Annotated in this window: 16 protein-coding genes; 4 read left to right on the top strand and 12 right to left on the bottom strand. The window is 66.6% G+C overall.

The features are described 5' to 3' along the window. Positions 1–176: 176 nt before the first annotated feature. The 9 genes from rplW to C1876_RS09830 all read right to left on the bottom strand — a co-directional run bounded on the left by rplW (position 177) and on the right by C1876_RS09830 (position 6,960). Positions 177–461, bottom strand: coding sequence for a 50S ribosomal protein L23 (gene rplW / locus C1876_RS09870; protein WP_114546563.1), 285 nt, complete (start codon positions 459–461; stop codon positions 177–179). Further along, entirely contained in the window at positions 461–1,084 is a 624-nt protein-coding gene (gene rplD / locus C1876_RS09865) for a 50S ribosomal protein L4 (RefSeq protein ID WP_114546562.1), read from the bottom strand. The genes rplW and rplD overlap by 1 nt, the downstream gene beginning before the upstream one ends. Positions 1,085–1,114: 30 nt before the next feature. Then, complete coding sequence (gene rplC, locus C1876_RS09860; RefSeq protein ID WP_114546561.1) at positions 1,115–1,735, bottom strand: 50S ribosomal protein L3; 621 nt, start codon at positions 1,733–1,735, stop codon at positions 1,115–1,117. 14 nt (positions 1,736–1,749) lie between these two features. Further along, a complete protein-coding gene (gene rpsJ, locus C1876_RS09855) occupies positions 1,750–2,058 on the bottom strand; it encodes a 30S ribosomal protein S10 (RefSeq protein ID WP_009304899.1) in 309 nt (102 codons plus the stop codon). Between the two features lie 33 nt (positions 2,059–2,091). Then, positions 2,092–4,209: an elongation factor G gene (gene fusA / locus C1876_RS09850; protein WP_114546560.1), complete on the bottom strand. Its 2,118-nt coding sequence runs from the start codon at positions 4,207–4,209 to the stop codon at positions 2,092–2,094. Positions 4,210–4,223: 14 nt separating this feature from the next. Further along, positions 4,224–4,694: a 30S ribosomal protein S7 gene (gene rpsG / locus C1876_RS09845; RefSeq protein WP_114546559.1), complete on the bottom strand. Its 471-nt coding sequence runs from the start codon at positions 4,692–4,694 to the stop codon at positions 4,224–4,226. A gap of 116 nt (positions 4,695–4,810) precedes the next feature. Continuing rightward, on the bottom strand, positions 4,811–5,182 hold the full coding sequence (gene rpsL / locus C1876_RS09840) for a 30S ribosomal protein S12 (protein ID WP_114546558.1): 372 nt from the start codon (positions 5,180–5,182) through the stop codon (positions 4,811–4,813). A gap of 262 nt (positions 5,183–5,444) precedes the next feature. Further along, positions 5,445–5,678: a hypothetical protein gene (locus C1876_RS09835; protein WP_148044612.1), complete on the bottom strand. Its 234-nt coding sequence runs from the start codon at positions 5,676–5,678 to the stop codon at positions 5,445–5,447. Between the two features lie 169 nt (positions 5,679–5,847). Beyond that, positions 5,848–6,960 carry a M20/M25/M40 family metallo-hydrolase gene (locus C1876_RS09830; RefSeq protein WP_114546556.1) on the bottom strand — a complete coding sequence of 371 codons (1,113 nt, stop codon included), beginning with the start codon at positions 6,958–6,960 and terminating at the stop codon, positions 5,848–5,850. 153 nt (positions 6,961–7,113) lie between these two features. Between C1876_RS09830 and C1876_RS09825 the strand changes: the two genes are divergently transcribed. Further along, complete coding sequence (locus C1876_RS09825) at positions 7,114–7,689, top strand: nitroreductase family protein (RefSeq protein WP_114546555.1); 576 nt, start codon at positions 7,114–7,116, stop codon at positions 7,687–7,689. A 56-nt stretch (positions 7,690–7,745) separates the two neighbouring features. Here C1876_RS09825 and C1876_RS09820 read toward each other — a convergent pair whose 3' ends face one another. Then, positions 7,746–8,036: a hypothetical protein gene (locus C1876_RS09820; protein ID WP_114546554.1), complete on the bottom strand. Its 291-nt coding sequence runs from the start codon at positions 8,034–8,036 to the stop codon at positions 7,746–7,748. A 218-nt stretch (positions 8,037–8,254) separates the two neighbouring features. On the opposite strand from C1876_RS09820, the gene C1876_RS09815 reads away from it, so the two are divergent. After that, entirely contained in the window at positions 8,255–9,139 is an 885-nt protein-coding gene (locus C1876_RS09815) for a LysR family transcriptional regulator (protein WP_114546553.1), read from the top strand. A 26-nt stretch (positions 9,140–9,165) separates the two neighbouring features. Here C1876_RS09815 and C1876_RS09810 read toward each other — a convergent pair whose 3' ends face one another. Continuing rightward, positions 9,166–10,533: a putative manganese-dependent inorganic diphosphatase gene (locus C1876_RS09810; RefSeq protein WP_114546552.1), complete on the bottom strand. Its 1,368-nt coding sequence runs from the start codon at positions 10,531–10,533 to the stop codon at positions 9,166–9,168. Positions 10,534–10,800: 267 nt separating this feature from the next. Here C1876_RS09810 and sdaAA point away from each other — a divergent pair, with 267 nt between their 5' ends. Beyond that, a complete protein-coding gene (gene sdaAA, locus C1876_RS09805; RefSeq protein ID WP_114546551.1) occupies positions 10,801–12,408 on the top strand; it encodes an L-serine ammonia-lyase, iron-sulfur-dependent, subunit alpha in 1,608 nt (535 codons plus the stop codon). Here the strand turns inward: sdaAA and C1876_RS09800 are convergent. Then, positions 12,405–13,865 carry a helix-turn-helix transcriptional regulator gene (locus tag C1876_RS09800; protein ID WP_114546550.1) on the bottom strand — a complete coding sequence of 487 codons (1,461 nt, stop codon included), beginning with the start codon at positions 13,863–13,865 and terminating at the stop codon, positions 12,405–12,407. The two genes, sdaAA and C1876_RS09800, sit on opposite strands and share 4 nt — an antisense overlap. A 267-nt stretch (positions 13,866–14,132) precedes the next feature. Between C1876_RS09800 and C1876_RS09795 the strand changes: the two genes are divergently transcribed. Beyond that, on the top strand, positions 14,133–15,911 hold the full coding sequence (locus C1876_RS09795) for an FAD-dependent oxidoreductase (protein WP_114546549.1): 1,779 nt from the start codon (positions 14,133–14,135) through the stop codon (positions 15,909–15,911). Positions 15,912–16,066: the final 155 nt, after the last annotated feature.

Raw genomic sequence — 16,066 nt, 5'->3', positions numbered from 1 at the left:
AATGCATCATAACCCTAGCTGGCGGCCACCGCCCCGCAAGGGCGGAGCCTTCGACGCGCACCCGCATAGCGGGTGGTTCTTTTCCCGCCGCGCTGCGCGCGCCGGGCGGGGTCACGACCCCGAAAAAAAAAGCGCCCCCGTGGACGGGGGCGCTTGGACACGTTGGGTCGTTCGCTTTAGTTGGCGAACAGCTCGATGGTATCGCCCTCTTTGAGGGTGACCATGGCCTTCTTCCACGTGCGGGTCTTGCCCAGCTGGTAGCGGACGCGCTTCGGCTTCGGCTTCACGTTGAGCGTGTTGACCTTGACCACCGTCACGTTGAAGATGGCTTCGATCGCCTGACGGATCTCAACCTTGTTGGAGTCCTTGGCCACCTCGAAGGTGAAGGTGTTGCTCTCCATCTGGTCGTAGCTGTGCTCCGTGATGACGGGGCGGATGATGACCTCGCGGGGATCCTTCATTATGCAAGCACCTCCTCGATGCGCTTCAGAGCGTCGGCCGTGAACACGAGCGCCTTGTTGTCGATCAGCTCGTAGGTGTTCGCCTCTGCCACGGGCAGGATGTTGACCTTGGGGATGTTGCGGAACGACAGGTACGCGTTCACGTCGTCATCGCACACGACGATGGTGGTGCGACCCTCGAGGCCGAAGGCCTTGAGCATGGCCACCGCGGCCTTCGTCGAGGGCTTCTCGAAGTTGAAGGACTCAACCACGAACAGCTCGTTGTCGGCCAGCTTCGCGGACAGCGCGGAGCGCATGGCCAGCTTGACCTCTTTGTTGTTCACACGGAACGCGTAGGAACGCGGGTGCGGGCCGAACACGGTGCCGCCGCCGGCCCACTGAGGGGCGCGGATGGTGCCCTGACGGGCACGACCGGTGCCCTTCTGGCGCCACGGCTTCTTGCCGCCGCCGCGGACTTCGCCGCGCGTCTTCGTGTCATGGGTGCCCTGACGCCAGGACGCGCGCTGCGAACGCACGACCTGGTGCATGACGGGCACGTTCGGCTCGATGCCGAACACGGAAGCGGCGAGGTCGGCGGTACCGGCCTTCTTCCCGCTCGCGTCTTTGATCTCGATAGTCGTCATGATATACAAGCTCCTTATAGGTTACTTCAATTACGCCATGCGGACGCGAACGACGCCGTTCTTGCCGCCGGGGATGGCGCCCTTCACGAGGATGAGGTTCTGCTCCTCGTCGATGCGGACGACTTCCAGATTCTTCACGGTCACGGTGTCGACGCCCATGTGGCCCGGGAGCTTGACTCCCTTGAACACGCGGGACGGCGTGGCGCACTGGCCAACCGAACCGGGAGCGCGGTGGAAGTGCGAGCCGTGGCCGCCGGGGCCGCCACGATGGCCGTAGCGCTTGATGACGCCGGCGAAGCCCTTACCCTTGGACGTACCGGTCACGTCGACCTTCTTCGTCTCGGCAAAGGCGGCAACCGTCAGCGCGTCGCCCACGTTGTACTCGCCGGCGTTCTCGACGCGAACCTCGCGCAGGTAGCGCGTAGGAGCCGTGCCCTGCTTGGCGAAGTGACCCGCCATGGGCTTGTTGACCTTCTTCTCCTTGATGGAGCCGAAGCCCAGCTGCACGGCCTCATAGCCGTCGCTGTCCTTCGTCTTGACCTGGCAGATCGTGTTCGGCTCGGCCTGGATCACCGTCACGGGGATGACGCGGTCATCCTCGCTGAAGATCTGGGTCATGCCGATTTTCTTACCATAGATGGCGTTGATCATATCGCACATCCCCCTTACAGCTTGATCTCGATGTCGACGCCGGCAGGGAGATCGAGGCGCATCAGGGAATCGACCGTGTTAGGGGTCGGCTCCAGGATGTCGATGAGACGCTTATGCGTGCGCATCTCGAACTGCTCGCGCGAATCCTTGTCGACGTGCGGGCCCTTGACGACGCAGTACAGGTTGCGCTCCGTCGGCAGCGGAATGGGACCGGACACTTTGGCACCCGTCTTCTGCGCGGTATCGACGATGAGCTTCGTGGACTGGTCCACGATCTCATGATCGTACCCCTTGAGTCGAATGCGAATCTTTTGATTAGCCACTTTCGTTTCCTCCGTTATGCTCGCGTGCACGCCTTAGGCGTTGCCGCCGGCCTTGCTGATAATTTCCTCTGCCACGTTCTTCGGCACAGCCTCGTACGAATCGAACTGCATCGTGTACGAAGCGCGACCCTGCGTCGTCGAACGCAGGTCGGTGGCGTAGCCGAACATCTCGGACAGCGGAACCTTCGCCTTGATGGTCTTGGCGTTGCCGCGGTCGCCCATGCCCTGGATCTGGCCACGACGGCTGGACAGGTTGCCCATGACGTCGCCCATGTACTCTTCGGGCGTCTCAACCTCGACGGCCATCATCGGCTCGAGAATGACCGGAGCGGCCTTCTTGAGCGCAGCCTTGACCGCCATGGAACCGGCAACCTTGAAGGCCGCCTCGGAGGAGTCGACGTCGTGATAGGAACCATCGACGAGCTGAACCTTGATGTCCACAACCGGGTAGCCCGCGAGCACGCCCGAGTTGATGGCTTCCTGGATACCGCGATCGATCGGGGTGATGTACTCCTTGGGGACGACGCCGCCCACGATCTTGTTCTCGAACTCGTAGCCCTTGCCGGCTTCCTGCGGAAGCAGGTTGATGACCGCGTGGCCGTACTGGCCGCGACCGCCGGACTGACGCACGAACTTGCCTTCGACGTTGTCGACTTCCTTCGTGGCCGTCTCGCGGTAGGCAACCTGCGGCTTGCCCACGTTGGCCTCGACCTTGAACTCGCGCAGCAGGCGGTCGACGATGATCTCGAGGTGCAGCTCGCCCATGCCGGCGATGATGGTCTGGCCGGTCTCCTGGTTGGTGGACACGCGGAACGTCGGGTCCTCCTCGGCGAGCTTCTGCAGCGCGATGCCCATCTTGTCCTGCTCGGCCTTCGTCTTCGGCTCGACGGCGATGTCGATAACCGGCTCGGCGAATTCCATGGACTCGAGGATGATCGGCTGGTCGGCGTCGCACAGGGTGTCACCGGTGGAGGTGTCCTTGAGGCCCACGACCGCAACGATGTCGCCGGCGGCGCAGCCGTCGACGTCGATACGCTGGTTCGAGTGCATCTGCAGCAGACGACCGATGCGCTCCTTCTTGTCCTTCGACGCGTTGGTCACGTAGGAGCCGGAGTCGAGCTTGCCCGAGTACACGCGGAGGTACGTGAGCTTGCCCACGAACGGGTCCGTCATGATCTTGAAGGCCAGCGAAGAGAACGGCGCCTTGAGGTCGGAAGGACGCTCGTCTTCCTCGCCCGTGTCCGGGTTCGTGCCCTTGATGGCGGGAACGTCGAGCGGGGACGGCATGTAGTCGACCACGGCGTCGAGCAGTTCCTGCACGCCCTTGTTCTTGTAGGACGAGCCCACGAACACGGGGTGGATCTGGCAGGCGATGGTGCCCTTGCGGATGGCGGCCTTCAGCTCGTCGACCGTCACCTCTTCCTCCATGAGGACCTTCTCCATGAGATCGTCGTCGCAGTCGGCGGCAGCCTCAACCAGTTCCTGGTGACGCAGCTCGGCCTCCTCGGCGAACTCGGCCGGGATGGCGTCCATGGGCTCGGGGTAGGTCATACCCTTGTCGTCGGCCTTGAAGTCCCATGCGGTCATGGTGACGAGGTCGATGACGCCCCAGAAGTTGTCCTCGGCGCCCATGGGCATCTGCGCGGCGATGGCCGGCGCGCCCAGGCGATCCTTCATGGTGTCGATGGCGTGGAAGAAGTCGGCGCCCACGCGGTCGTACTTGTTGATGTAGGCGATGCGGGGCACGCCGTAACGGCTGGCCTGACGCCACACCGTCTCGGACTGCGGCTGCACGCCGGCGACGGCGTCGAACACCGCGACCGCACCGTCGAGCACGCGAAGCGAGCGCTCGACCTCGGCCGTGAAGTCCACGTGGCCCGGGGTGTCGATGATCTGGAAACGGTACTCTTTGCCGTCATCCGCACCACCGGGGTACTTCCAGAAGCACGTCGTAGCGGCGGCGGTGATGGTCACGCCGCGCTCCTGCTCCTGCACCATCCAGTCCATCGTCGCGGCACCGTCGTGCACCTCGCCGATCTTGTGGGTTTTACCCGTGTAGTAGAGGATGCGCTCGGTCGTCGTCGTCTTGCCCGCGTCGATGTGGGCCATGATGCCGATGTTGCGCGTATCCTTCAGTTCAAGCTTAGCCATGTATCGAGTCCCCCTTAGAAGCGGTAGTGCGAGAACGCACGGTTCGACTCGGCCATCTTGTACAGGTCCTCGCGCTTCTTCACCGACGCGCCGGTGTTCTCGGCGGCATCCATGATCTCGGCGGCGAGGCGCTCCTTCATCGTGTGCTCCTTGCGCTTGCGCGAGAAGTCGACGATCCAACGGATAGCAAGCGTGGTGGCGCGACGGGAGTTGACTTCCATCGGCACCTGGTAGGTGGCGCCGCCGACACGCTTCGGCTTGACTTCGAGCGTGGGGCGGACGTTGTCCATGGCCTTCTTGAACACGGCCAGCGGGTCGCCGGCGGTCTTCTCCTCGACGATGGCGAACGCACCGTAGACGATGTTCTCGGCGGTGGCCTTCTTGCCGTCAAGCAGGATCTTGTTGATCAGCTGCGTGACAAGGCGGTTGTTGTACTGGGCGTCCGGCTGTACTTCTCGACGGACTGCTGCTGCACGACGCGGCATGTGTACTCCTTCTGATTCCTGCGCGCTTCGGAACGGCTTTCTCCCCGTTCATTAGGCCGCCCACCGCGCCCCCTTTGGGCTTCGATGGTTCTGCGGCCCGCGCGTCTTAGCGGGTGTTACTTCGGGCGCTTGGCACCGTAACGGCTGCGAGCCTGCTTGCGGTTGTCCACGGCAGCGCAGTCGAGCGCGGCGCGGATGACCTTGTAGCGCACACCGGGGAGGTCCTTCACGCGGCCGCCGCGCAGCAGCACCATGGAGTGCTCCTGGAGGTTGTGGCCGACGCCCGGGATGTAGGCGGTCACTTCCATGCCGTTGACGAGGCGCACGCGGCAGACCTTACGAAGGGCCGAGTTCGGCTTCTTCGGCGTGGTCGTGAACACGCGGGTGCACACGCCGCGCTTCTGCGGGTTGCCCTTGAGCGCCGGCGTCTTGCTCTTGTCGACCGACTGCTTGCGGCCCTTTCGGACCAACTGGTTGATGGTAGGCAAAGCTTCTCTCCTTTTACCTCTTGCTTGTCCGATTCCCCACTACCAATGCGGAGAACCGCTTGTTGAACACCGTTTCCAAGTGCGTTCAGCTGGTACGCACGCGAAACCGTGCGTCTCCGTAAAGACGCGAAGGTGAACTCTACCATCGCCCCTCAGGGTTGTCAAACGCCACGCATCCGGGAGTATCCATGCCCCTTGACAAGCGTTTTCCCAGTTGAAGGGCATGTGGGGTACGGGATGATGGCGGGAAGTTCACCATTTCTCAAGAATTTGCGGAAACTTTTGGGGCATCGTCTTCCTTTCCCAGCGTTTTCAGCAGCACCGTCATGTCCGACGGCTCGGGGCAGGCCACCGGGGCGTGATGTATGGGCAACCGGTCGAACGTGACCACGAAATCCACGTCGATGCGCTGAGCCGCCGCGATGACGAGGTCATCTTCAAAGTCGTCGTGGAGCGGGACGGGCAGCCCTTGGTCGAGAAAGACGCGCTTCCGCATATGCGGCCCCTGCTCGACCAGGGACATCTTGCGACGGCGTGAGGCCCGCACGAACGGATGTTTCACGTGAAACATGGGGAGGGGCCGACCGGTGGGGCCGTCCCCTTGCGCCTGGTGGGAGGTTGGTGGACCGGCGGGGTTTCGCCAGGCGCAAGGGGTTGGGGCGGGGTTACTTCGCGCCTTCTGCGAGGAGGGCTTCTACGAGGCGGGCGGTGCCCTCGAGGTCGGCTACGGTTATGTGCTCGTCGGTGGAGTGGAAGCTGGCCATGCCGACACCGAGCGTGATGGGGCGCACGCCGCGGGCGGCGAGGACGTTCGCGTCGGAGCCGCCGCCGGAGTGGTGGTAGCGCGGCTCGAGGCCGGCTGCGCGGGCGGCGCGGGCGATGGCTTGCACAAGCTCGTCGTCCTCGTCGAACAGCACGGCGTCGTAGCTCTTCGTCCACTCGTAGGACACCGTCCCGCCGAAGCGCGCGGCCGCGGCCTCAAGCGCCTCGGTCATGGCGGCCTTCTGCGCCTCGGCGCGCTCGGCGTACAGCGAGCGGCACTCCCCCGCCAGCGTGCAGGAGGCGGGCACGACGTTCGTCGCGCTGCCGCCCTCGATGGCTCCGATGTTGGCGGTGGTGGCCTCGTCGAGACGGCCGAGCGGCATGGCGTCGATGGCGGCCGCGGCCATGCTGATGGCCGAGATGCCCTCCTCGGGCACGACGCCCGCATGCGCCGCGCGGCCCGCGAACGTGGCGTTGAGCGACCAGTGGCACGGGGCGCCCGTGATGATGGTGCCGGGAGCGCCGTCGGCGTCGAGCACGTAGCAGGGCGCGCCCTCGGGCAGCTCGCCGGCGGCAAGCGCGCTCGATCCCAGCAGATGCTGCTCTTCGCACGTGGTGAGCAGCACGGTGACGTCGGGGCGCGGCGCGTCGGATTCGAGCGCGGAACGCAGCCCCTCGAAGATGGCGGCCACGCCGGCCTTGTCGTCGGCGGACAGGATGGTGTCGCCGGCCGAGCGCACCACGCCGTCGATCACGACGGGCTCGATACCCATGCAGGGCTGCACCGTGTCCATGTGCGCCGAGAACACCACGTGGCCCGCGGCGGTGCCGGGCAGAAACGCGATGAGATTGCCGGAATCGGAGGAGGTCAGCGCCGCTGTATCGTCGAAGCGCACCTCGAAGCCGAGCGCGCGCAACTCCTCGGCGCAGCGGGCGGCCATGGGCGCCTCGTGGTGGGACGGGCTTTCAATGCGGACGAGTTCGCAGAACAGGTCGAGCAGACGATTCGGTTGCATGGGCGGTCCTTCCTTGCCGTCGAGCCGAAACAAGGGCATCGACGATGCTTTCGATTATCGAAAGCCATTATAATCAGTGACGGCATCCAAGACGCGAGAACTCCGGCAACGGGGGAATCGCGATCCGTCACCTGATATCGAGGGAGGTTCCGCGTGCAGGACATCATCAAAACCTGTCGAAGCTATCGCCGATTCGACGAGGCCGACCGCATCGGGAACAAGCTGCTCACCACCTGGGTCGACGCCGCACGGCTCGTGGCGTCAAGCGGCAATGCGCAGCCGCTGCGCTACGCCATCGTGAGCGACGAAAAAGCGTGCGAGCGCGTGTTCGCCTGCTGCGCATGGGCGAAGGCCCTGCCCGACTGGCCCGGCCCCGACGCGGGCGAGCGCCCGAGCGCCTACATCGTGATCTGCCGCGACAACGACCGCACGCTCGCCGACACGTTCACCGCATGGGACGAGGGCATCGCCGCGCAAACCATCATGCTGCAGGCGGTTGAGGCGGGCTTCGGCGGCTGCATCATCGCCTCGTTCAAGAAGCGCAGCATGGCCGAGGCCCTCGGCATCGATGCCGAGCGCTTCCAGCCCGACATGGTGCTGGCGTTGGGAAGGCCCGTGGAGGACGTGCGCATCGTGGACGTCCCGGCCGGGGGCGCCACCGAGTACTGGCGCGATGCGGAAGGCGTGCACTACGTGCCGAAGCGCGCCCTGTCCGACGTGCTGCTGTAAGACCGCGACGGCCCGCGGCGCCGAAGCGCCGCGGGCCGCGCGCTGAAGCCGTCGCTTTACGCGGCGGCGCACTCCAGCTTCCGCCGCGCGTCGAGGCGCCGATTGCGGAAGTACACGGCCCAGTTGATGCCGATGCACACGAGGTTGAGCAGGTAGACGGCCAACACCCAGTTCACCGACCCCGACACGAACTTCGCCGCGATGCCGGCCAGATACCCCGCCGTGATGAGCGCGATGAACTGCCAGCTTGCGCCGGCAGCCGTGCCGGCCTTGTAATTCTTGTACGCGTTGAGCGGCCACGACAGGCCGAAACACACGAGCATCGCCGCTTCCAAGAGCTCTGCCACGAGCTCACCATCTCCTTACTGTGCCGGGTCGCCATGCGACGGCCGGCCTCGCTTCCTCGCAACGACCACTACCCTACGCCCTTGCGCGGCTGCTGTCCAATATATTAATCTTGATTAAATGATAAGATGAACGTTATGAAACCCAACGACGGGCGGATGGCGTCGGTGCGGGTTGGAACAGGCAAGATGGAACCGGCAGGCGGGGCGAAAGGGCGGCAATGGAACTGCAGCAGCTGAGGTACTTCGACGAGGTGGCGCGCACGCAGCACGTGACGAACAGCGCGAAGAAGCTCAACGTGGCGCAGCCGGCGCTCACGCAATCCATCCGGCGGCTCGAGCACGAGCTGGGCGTGCCGCTGCTCGAGCGCGTCGGACGCAACGTGCGGCTGACGGCGTGCGGCGAAGCGCTCGAGCGGCGCATCCGTCCCCTCCTGGCAACCCTCGACGACCTGCCCGAGGAGCTGGCGGTGGTGGTGGGGCGCGAGCAAGCCACCGTGCACCTCGCCATCGAGTCGGCCTCGGGGCTGGCCGTCGACGCCATCGCAGCGTACCGCGCCGCACATCCCGCCGCGCGCTTCGTCGTCACGCAGGAGGCGGCAGCCCGCCGCTGGGACCTGCGGGTGCGCACGGTGCGCACGGCGCACGAGGACGGTGCGGACGCGAGCGGGAGCCGGCGCTTCGAGGAGCGCATCGGCGTCGCGGTGCCGTCCGGCCGCGCGGCGTCGGGGCCGCTGACGCTGGCCGACCTGGCCGACGAGCCGTTCATCTGCCTGGCCGGCAGCCGCGCGTTTCGCGCGGTGTGCGACGACGCCTGCGCGAAGGCCGGCTTCGCGCCGCGCGTGGCCTTCGAAAGCGACAGCCCCGCCGTGGTGAAGAACATGATCGGCCTGGGGCTGGGCGTGGGATTCTGGCCCGAGCGCAGCTGGGGCGGCCTCGACGACAGCAGCGCGCGGCTCGTCGGGCTGCGCGAGGAGCCGTTCGCGCGCACGCTCGAAATCGCCCCCGCCGCAGGGCCCCTCAATGAGGAAGCCGCGGCATTCCACGGCTTCCTCGTCTCGTTTTTCGAAGATCGCTGGCGGGAACCCTCCCCGCTCGGCGCCTAGCGGCCCGGCACGCGGACCCGCGGCCCCTACGCCCCCAGGATGCGGGCGGCCACCTGCTTCTTGCGGCTCAGGACGCCGGGCATCCACGTACCGCCCTCGCCCGTGCACTCGATGCCGAACACGCGGTTCACGATGCGGCGGTTCCCCTCGCAGAGGAACTGGCTGCCCTCGGCCACGATGTCGGTGACGAGCAGCAGCACGAACTCGTAGTTGTGGTCGTCGCGCAAACGGCGCATGTGCTCGCGAATCTCCTCTTCGCGCTTCATGACGGCAGGCAGGTCCACCGTCTCGTGCTGCGCGATGAGCACGGTGGCGTCGCCGATTTGGAACTCCTTGGCGTCGGCGCCCACGAGCTTGTCCACCGACATGTTATCCTCGCCGCCGCGGCACTTGAACACGGCCAGGCCGAACTCAGTGGGGTCCACGCCGGCGATGTCGGCGAGGTAGGCCACTTGCTCGTGGTCGACGGGCGTGGTGGTGGGCGACTTGAGGATGACCGTGTCGGTCATGATGGCCGACAGCAGCACGCGGGCGATGGTCGGCGGGATTTCCACGCCGTACTTGCGGAACTCCATGGTGACGATGGTGGCGGTGGACCCCACGGGCAGGTTGAGGAACTGGATGGGGTTCGCCGTCATCACGTCGGCAATGCGGTGGTGGTCGATGATTTCCACGATCTCGGCCTCTTCGATGCCGTTCGCGGCCTGGCGCGTCTCGTTGTGGTCCACGAGCACCACCTTGCGCTTCGGGCGCACGGCCACATCGGAGCGCGTGACGATGCCGATGGCCAGCCCGTCGTCGTTGAGCACGACGGCCTCGCGCAGCTCGCTGGCCATGAGGTCCTCGATGGCTTCCTTGAGCAGGCCTTCCTTGTCAAGCACGAGCACGTCGGTCTCGGTGATGTCGTCCACCTTCTGGCCGAGCGACGCGATGAGGTTGCCCGCGACGGCCATCTCGTTCATGTTGCCGTCCTCGAGCGCGTCGGTGGCGGCGATGTAGCGCTCGGCGATCATGCGCGTGGTGATGAGGCCGCGGTACGTGCCGTCGTCGTTGGTCACCACGAGGGCGCGCACGTTGTGCTGGCGCAGCAGGCGCCCCGCCTCGAGCAGCGTGGCGTCGTGGCCGATGGAAATGGGGTTGGGCGTCATCACGTCGCCGACGCGCGCGTGCACGTGGCTCACGATCTCGGGCGCGGGCACGCCGTTCTCCTCGAGAACCCAGGCGCTCTCCGGCGGCAGCGGACCCAGGCGGGCGGGCACGTACACCCGCGACGGCTCTCCATCGCCCGCCGCGCGGCGCGCAAGCTCGTTCTTGAGGTAGGCGTAACCCACCGCTGCGCAAATGGAATCGTTGTCCGGGTTCTTGTGACCCACGACGATAACCGGTGCCGACATCTGCTGTTCTCCTTACGTGGGAGCGCGCGTGACGCGACGCCCCGTTTCTGATGGTGTGCTGATTCCTCGCCGCTGCCCGACGCATCGGGACGCTGCGGCATAGAAGCATACAGTATAGCCGCACGAGCGAAACGAGGGTTCCCCGATCAAACGTTTCGATCCGAAACGTCACGAAAGAGCCAGAAAGCAAGCGCAGACGGCGAACGTCGCCCGTGATACCATAGGCGCGCACCTGTCGCACGTCCGCACGTCACCCGAGGAGCACCCATGGACACACTCGGCCTCACCGACATCATCGGCCCCATCATGGTGGGCCCTTCGAGCTCGCACACCGCGGGCGCGCTGCGCATCGCCTTCATGGCGCGGCGCCTGTGCCTGGCCGACCCCGCAGCGGTGGAGTTCCGGCTGCTCGGGTCGTTCGCCCACACGCTCACGGGGCACGGCACCGACAAGGCGCTCGTGGCCGGCATGCTGAGCATGGAAACCGACGACCTGCGCATCCGCGACTCGTTCAACCTGGCCGAGCGAGCGGGGCTCGCGTTCTCCTTCCGCACCCTGCCCGACGCCGACTACGACCATCCCAACACCATCGACATCCGCATCGTGGACGCCGCGGGCAACGCGATGGACGTGCGCGGCGAGAGCATCGGCGGCGGCGCGGCCGTCATTCGCAAGATCGACGACATCGACGTGTGCATCACGGGCGAGAGCACGAGCATCGTCGTGCGGCAGCGCGACGAGAAGGGCGTGCTCGCCCACATCGCGCACTGCATCACCGAGCAGGACGTGAACATCGCCACCACGCGCATGTACCGCGAGCGCAAGGGCGAGATCGCCTACACCGTGCTGGAAACCGACCAGGCGGTGGGCGCCGAGACGAAGGCCGCCATCGAAGACCATCCCGCCATCCTGGACGTGCGCATCATCCCGGGCGACACGCGGCCCGGCTGCTCGCGCATCGACGTGCCCGACGCGGCCGACGCGCTGCAGCGGTTCGCCGAGCTCGACTTCGCCAACGGAGCGGCCCTGCTCGCCTACTGCGAAGCGCACGAGGCCTCCCTGTCCGAAGCCTTCCTCGCGCGCGAGGCGGCGCTGGCCGCCACCCTCGGCTACGCCGACAACGCCGCGTGCTACCTGGACGAGGCTCTGAGCGTGATGAAGCGCTCCGCGCAGCAGCCCATCGACGAGGCGCTGCCCTCCATGGGCGGGCTCATCGGCGGCGAGGCGCGCAAGCTGGCCGACCTGCATCGCCGCGGCGGCGAGCTGTGCGACGACCAACTGTCGCGCGCGACGGCCTACGCGATGGCGGTGCTCGAGACGAACGCGTCGATGGGCCGCATCGTGGCGGCGCCCACCGCCGGCTCCTCGGGCGTGCTGCCCGGCGTGCTGCTGGCGCTGCAGCACACGCGCGGCTACGCCGACGCCGACCTGGCGCGCGCCCTTGCCGCCGCCGCGGCCATCGGCTACCTCATCACGCGCAACGCCACCGTGTCGGGGGCCGAAGGGGGCTGTCAGGCCGAGATCGGGTCGGCCGCCGCCATGGCCGCCGCGGCGTCCGTCGAGCTCATGGGCGGCACGCCCGCGCAGTGCTTCGCCGCGGCCAGCAACGCGCTGACGAACATGATGGGGCTCGTGTGCGACCCCATCGCCGGATTGGTGGAGGAACCCTGCCAGAAGCGCAACGCCGCAGGCGCGGCCATCGCGCTCGTGAGCGCGCAGATTGCGCTGGCCGGCATCGGCAACCTCGTGGACTTCGATCAGACGGTGGAAGCCATGCGCAAGGTGGGACGCTCGCTGCCGTTCGAGCTGCGTGAGAGCGCTCTCGGCGGCATCGCGGCCGCACCTGCCGCCTGCGCCTACTGCCCCGGCTGCTAGAGCGCTTCCGCCCCGCTGTTGACGAGGTCGATGAGCTCGGAGCGCACGTGGATGCCGAGTTTCTGGTAGATGCTCTTGATGTGCGACTTCACCGTGTTCTCCGACACGAACAGCTTTTCGGAGATGCCGTGCACCGTGCGCCCCTGCGCGAGCAGCGCGAAGATCTCCGTCTCGCGCGCCGTGAGCTGATACTCGGCGGCCAGGTGATCGCAGCGCGCGGCGAACCACTGCTCCTCGTGCACCACCACCTGCGGCGCGGGCGTCGCCGCCTCCTCCGCGTTCATGTCGCGATCCTTGAATAGGAACAGCGACAGCATGGACAGCAGGTACAGCGACACGAGGGCCACCACGGTGAGCGTGAGGCTGCCCGCGGTGAACCGCGACGCGTTGAAGAACCCCACGAGGATGCCCGCGAGCTGCGCCGCGTTCGTGCACGCGAGCGCGATGGAGAACACGAGCGCCGAGGGCAGGCGCGTGTCGCGCGCCATGTCGGCCAGCATGCACCACAGGATGACGCTCGCCACCATCGATCCCAGCTGCGCGAACGCGTTCACGATGCCGCCCGCCGCATTCCACAGCAGCGGCAGCAGCAAGAACCCGGCGGCCGAAAGCGGCAGCGCCATCTTGTACAAGCGCCCGATGTTGAACGGTTTCTTCATGAACAGCGCGGGCAACAGCAGCAAGGCCACCACCACCGCGGACGTGACGATGGACGTCTGCTGCACGGTGGACAGCGGCAGCTCCTGCTGACCCGATATCTGCATCATGAGCCCGCTCATAAAGCAGAACACCGCCGTGCCGAACACGGGGCGCCACAGCCGCACGGCCGCGCTCTTCGCCACGGGGCGCGAGTACTCGCTCTCGCTGCGCACGCGGATGTCGAGCGAGCGCTTCACGAACACCGACGATGTCGCGAACACCACCGCCGTGGCCGGCACGATGATGCCGGACGGCAAGAACGTCATGCAGAAGTACACGACGAGGCTCAGCACGTTGCACACGAGTACGTACAGGTACACCGCGCGCAGCGTGAGCGTTTTGCAGAAGCGCCCCCACAGCAGCACCATGACCGCGTCGCCCGCGCCCAGGCACACGCCGCCGAACAGAAGCCACGGCAGGATGCGTCCGAAGGCCACCTCGTCGGAGAACTGCAGCGCCATGCCGCACACGAGGAAGCCGAACAGCGCGATGCCGCACGCCACGAGCACCGAGATCACCGTCTGCGGCCCCGAGGAGCGCAGCGAGAAGAAGGCGATGGCCACGAACACGACGATGCGCGCCACGAGCACCGTGGCGAGGAACAGCGTTTGGGACGAGGGATCGAGCGCGTCGGCCGGCGCGAAGATGGTGAACGAGTGGAAGGCGATGTAGGAGAACACGAGGTACAGCGCGTACCCGCTGAAAAACACCGCATCCCGGGCTTTCGCCGTCCCGAGCATCGTTCGCACCATTCCCATGCCTTGAACTCCTCCGCCTCGAGCGCGGCCCTCCCCGTGCCGCCCTGCTCGTTTCGCCCCCAGTATACCCGGTTGCGCCGCGCATGCCGGCGGCCGTTTTCGGCACCGCCGCCCATATCACCCGTTTCAGGTGGTGCAGACCTGCGGTTTTGCAAAAATCACCCGCTTGCGGAGGAAGCGCGCGCCCGGCACGGGAGGATAGAGTGCCCGTGAGCGGACGCCCCGGGAAGGCGCCGCGGAACGCACACCAACAGGAGGGAGCTTCATATGAACACGAACACCACGGGCATGTCGCGCCGCGCATTCCTCGGCCTGGGAGCGGCGGCTGCCGTCGCCGCGGGGGCCGCAGGCCTGGCCGGCTGCGCGCCGCAGGGCAAGGACGCCGCCGCGGGTGGGACGGCCGAAGCGGGGGCCGCAGGCGGGGCGGGCATGCCCGAGCCCACCGCGTACGTCCCGTCGTTTCTCACCAAGCCCGAGCCGCCCGCCGAGGTGGCCGAGGAGAAGGACTGCGACGTGCTGGTGATCGGCCTGGGATTGTCGGGCGTGGCCGCAGCGCGCGCCGCGGCCGAAGCCGGGGCGAAGGTCATCGGCATCGAGAAGCAGCCCGACATCGGCGTCGTGTCGATGGCCGGCGCATTCGGCGTGGTGAACTCGAAGATCCAGCAGAGCGCGGGCATCACGTGGGCGCCGAAGGGCGACATCGTGAACCAGCTCATGAAGGACATGTGCTACCGTCCCAACCCCGACTTCCTCAACTACTGGTACGACCATTCCGGCGAGGCGTTCGACTGGTTCGTCGAAGGCGCCGACTACGAGCTCATCCCGAACACCGCCGACAACAAGCAAACCGACAAGCCGAACTTCCTGCGCCCCATCTTCTGGCCGCCGCTCGAGGGCTACGACTACAAGACGGAGTACTACCCGTTCTTCCACGGCACCATCAACCTCAACCCCAATATGCAGTGGGGCTGCGAGAACTGCCGCGACAAGGCCAAGGCCGCCGGTGCCGAGCTCATCTTCTCCACGTTCGCCGACCAGCTCATCACCGACGACGGCGGCGCGGTGATCGGCGCGTACGTAAAGGACAAGGACGGGAAAACGTTCACGAAGATCAACGCGAAGGCCGTGTGCCTGTGCACGGGCGACATGGGCGGCAACCCCGAGATGCGCCACTACTACGCCCCGCACGCCGACGAGTTCACCAGCTTCTACGGTTCGCTCGACGCCAACGGCGAGGTGGCGAATACGGGCGACGGCCATCGCATGGGCATGTGGGCCGGCGGCCACATGGAGCTGGGGCCCTACGCCCCCATGACGCACCACATGGGCGGCGCGCTGGGCGTAGACGCGTTCCTCCAGCTCAACATGGAGGGCAACCGCTTCATGAACGAGGACATCCCCGGCCAGAACATCGCCGACCAGCTGTCGCGACAGCCGCTGTCGAAGGACCCCGAGCTTGCCGATCTCGGCACGAAGTCGTGGCAGATCTTCGACGCGAACTGGAAGGACGAGCTGCTGGCGCAGGGCACGGGGCACGGCTTCGTGAACTACTACATCCCCGAAGAGGAGAAAGATCAGTACGCCACCGTGCTCGAGGGGTTCGCGCTGGGCTACACCACCGACGAGATGGTGGAGAGCGCCGTCACGCTCAAGGCCGACACCATCGAGGAGCTGGCGAAGGGCATGGGGCTGCCCGTGGAGAACGTGAAAGCGTCCATCGAGCGCTACAACGAGCTGGCGGCGAAGGGCGTTGACGAGGACTACGGCAAGCTGGGCACGCGCATGTTCCCCGTGGACACGCCGCCGTTCTACGCCTGCCGCTTCGACAACGCGGGCATGCTCGTGCTCATGGGCGGCCTCGAGTGCAACACCGACCTGCACCCGCTCGACGACAACGGCGACCCCATCAAGGGCCTCTACGTGGCCGGCAACACGCAGGGCGGCCGCTACCTGGTGGAATACCCCGTGACCGTGGGCGGCCACAGCCTGGCCTGCGCCCTCACCTTCGGCAAGCTCTGCGGCGAGAACGCCGCCGCAGGGGTGTAGGGGGTCCTATTGGGGAGGAGTCGCATGCCGCGCCTCCTCCCCCATGGCGCGGGGTGCGGCTGGCTCGTCCGGGATTCGCATGCCGCGTCTCCTCGCCCTATGGCGCGGGGTGGGGCTTCCGGACCGCATCTCCCCCTCCGCGCCCATTGGGAGAG

It is taken from the genome of Eggerthella sinensis, assembly GCF_003339815.1.
In the GTDB taxonomy this organism is placed as follows: Bacteria; Actinomycetota; Coriobacteriia; order Coriobacteriales; family Eggerthellaceae; genus Eggerthella; species Eggerthella sinensis.
This window is presented reverse-complemented; position numbering and strand designations above follow the sequence as displayed.

Bases quoted from the DNA above. Each gene is read 5' to 3' on its own strand.
- rplW (WP_114546563.1), bottom strand. From the start codon at position 461: ATGAAGGATCCCCGCGAGGTCATCATCCGCCCCGTCATCACGGAGCAC.
- rplD (WP_114546562.1), bottom strand. From the start codon at position 1,084: ATGACGACTATCGAGATCAAAGACGCGAGCGGGAAGAAGGCCGGTACC.
- rplC (WP_114546561.1), bottom strand. From the start codon at position 1,735: ATGATCAACGCCATCTATGGTAAGAAAATCGGCATGACCCAGATCTTC.
- fusA (WP_114546560.1), bottom strand. From the start codon at position 4,209: ATGGCTAAGCTTGAACTGAAGGATACGCGCAACATCGGCATCATGGCC.
- rpsG (WP_114546559.1), bottom strand. From the start codon at position 4,694: ATGCCGCGTCGTGCAGCAGCAGTCCGTCGAGAAGTACAGCCGGACGCC.
- C1876_RS09835 (WP_148044612.1), bottom strand. From the start codon at position 5,678: ATGCGGAAGCGCGTCTTTCTCGACCAAGGGCTGCCCGTCCCGCTCCAC.
- C1876_RS09830 (WP_114546556.1), bottom strand. From the start codon at position 6,960: ATGCAACCGAATCGTCTGCTCGACCTGTTCTGCGAACTCGTCCGCATT.
- C1876_RS09815 (WP_114546553.1), top strand. From the start codon at position 8,255: ATGGAACTGCAGCAGCTGAGGTACTTCGACGAGGTGGCGCGCACGCAG.
- C1876_RS09810 (WP_114546552.1), bottom strand. From the start codon at position 10,533: ATGTCGGCACCGGTTATCGTCGTGGGTCACAAGAACCCGGACAACGAT.
- sdaAA (WP_114546551.1), top strand. From the start codon at position 10,801: ATGGACACACTCGGCCTCACCGACATCATCGGCCCCATCATGGTGGGC.
- C1876_RS09800 (WP_114546550.1), bottom strand. From the start codon at position 13,865: ATGGGAATGGTGCGAACGATGCTCGGGACGGCGAAAGCCCGGGATGCG.
- C1876_RS09795 (WP_114546549.1), top strand. From the start codon at position 14,133: ATGAACACGAACACCACGGGCATGTCGCGCCGCGCATTCCTCGGCCTG.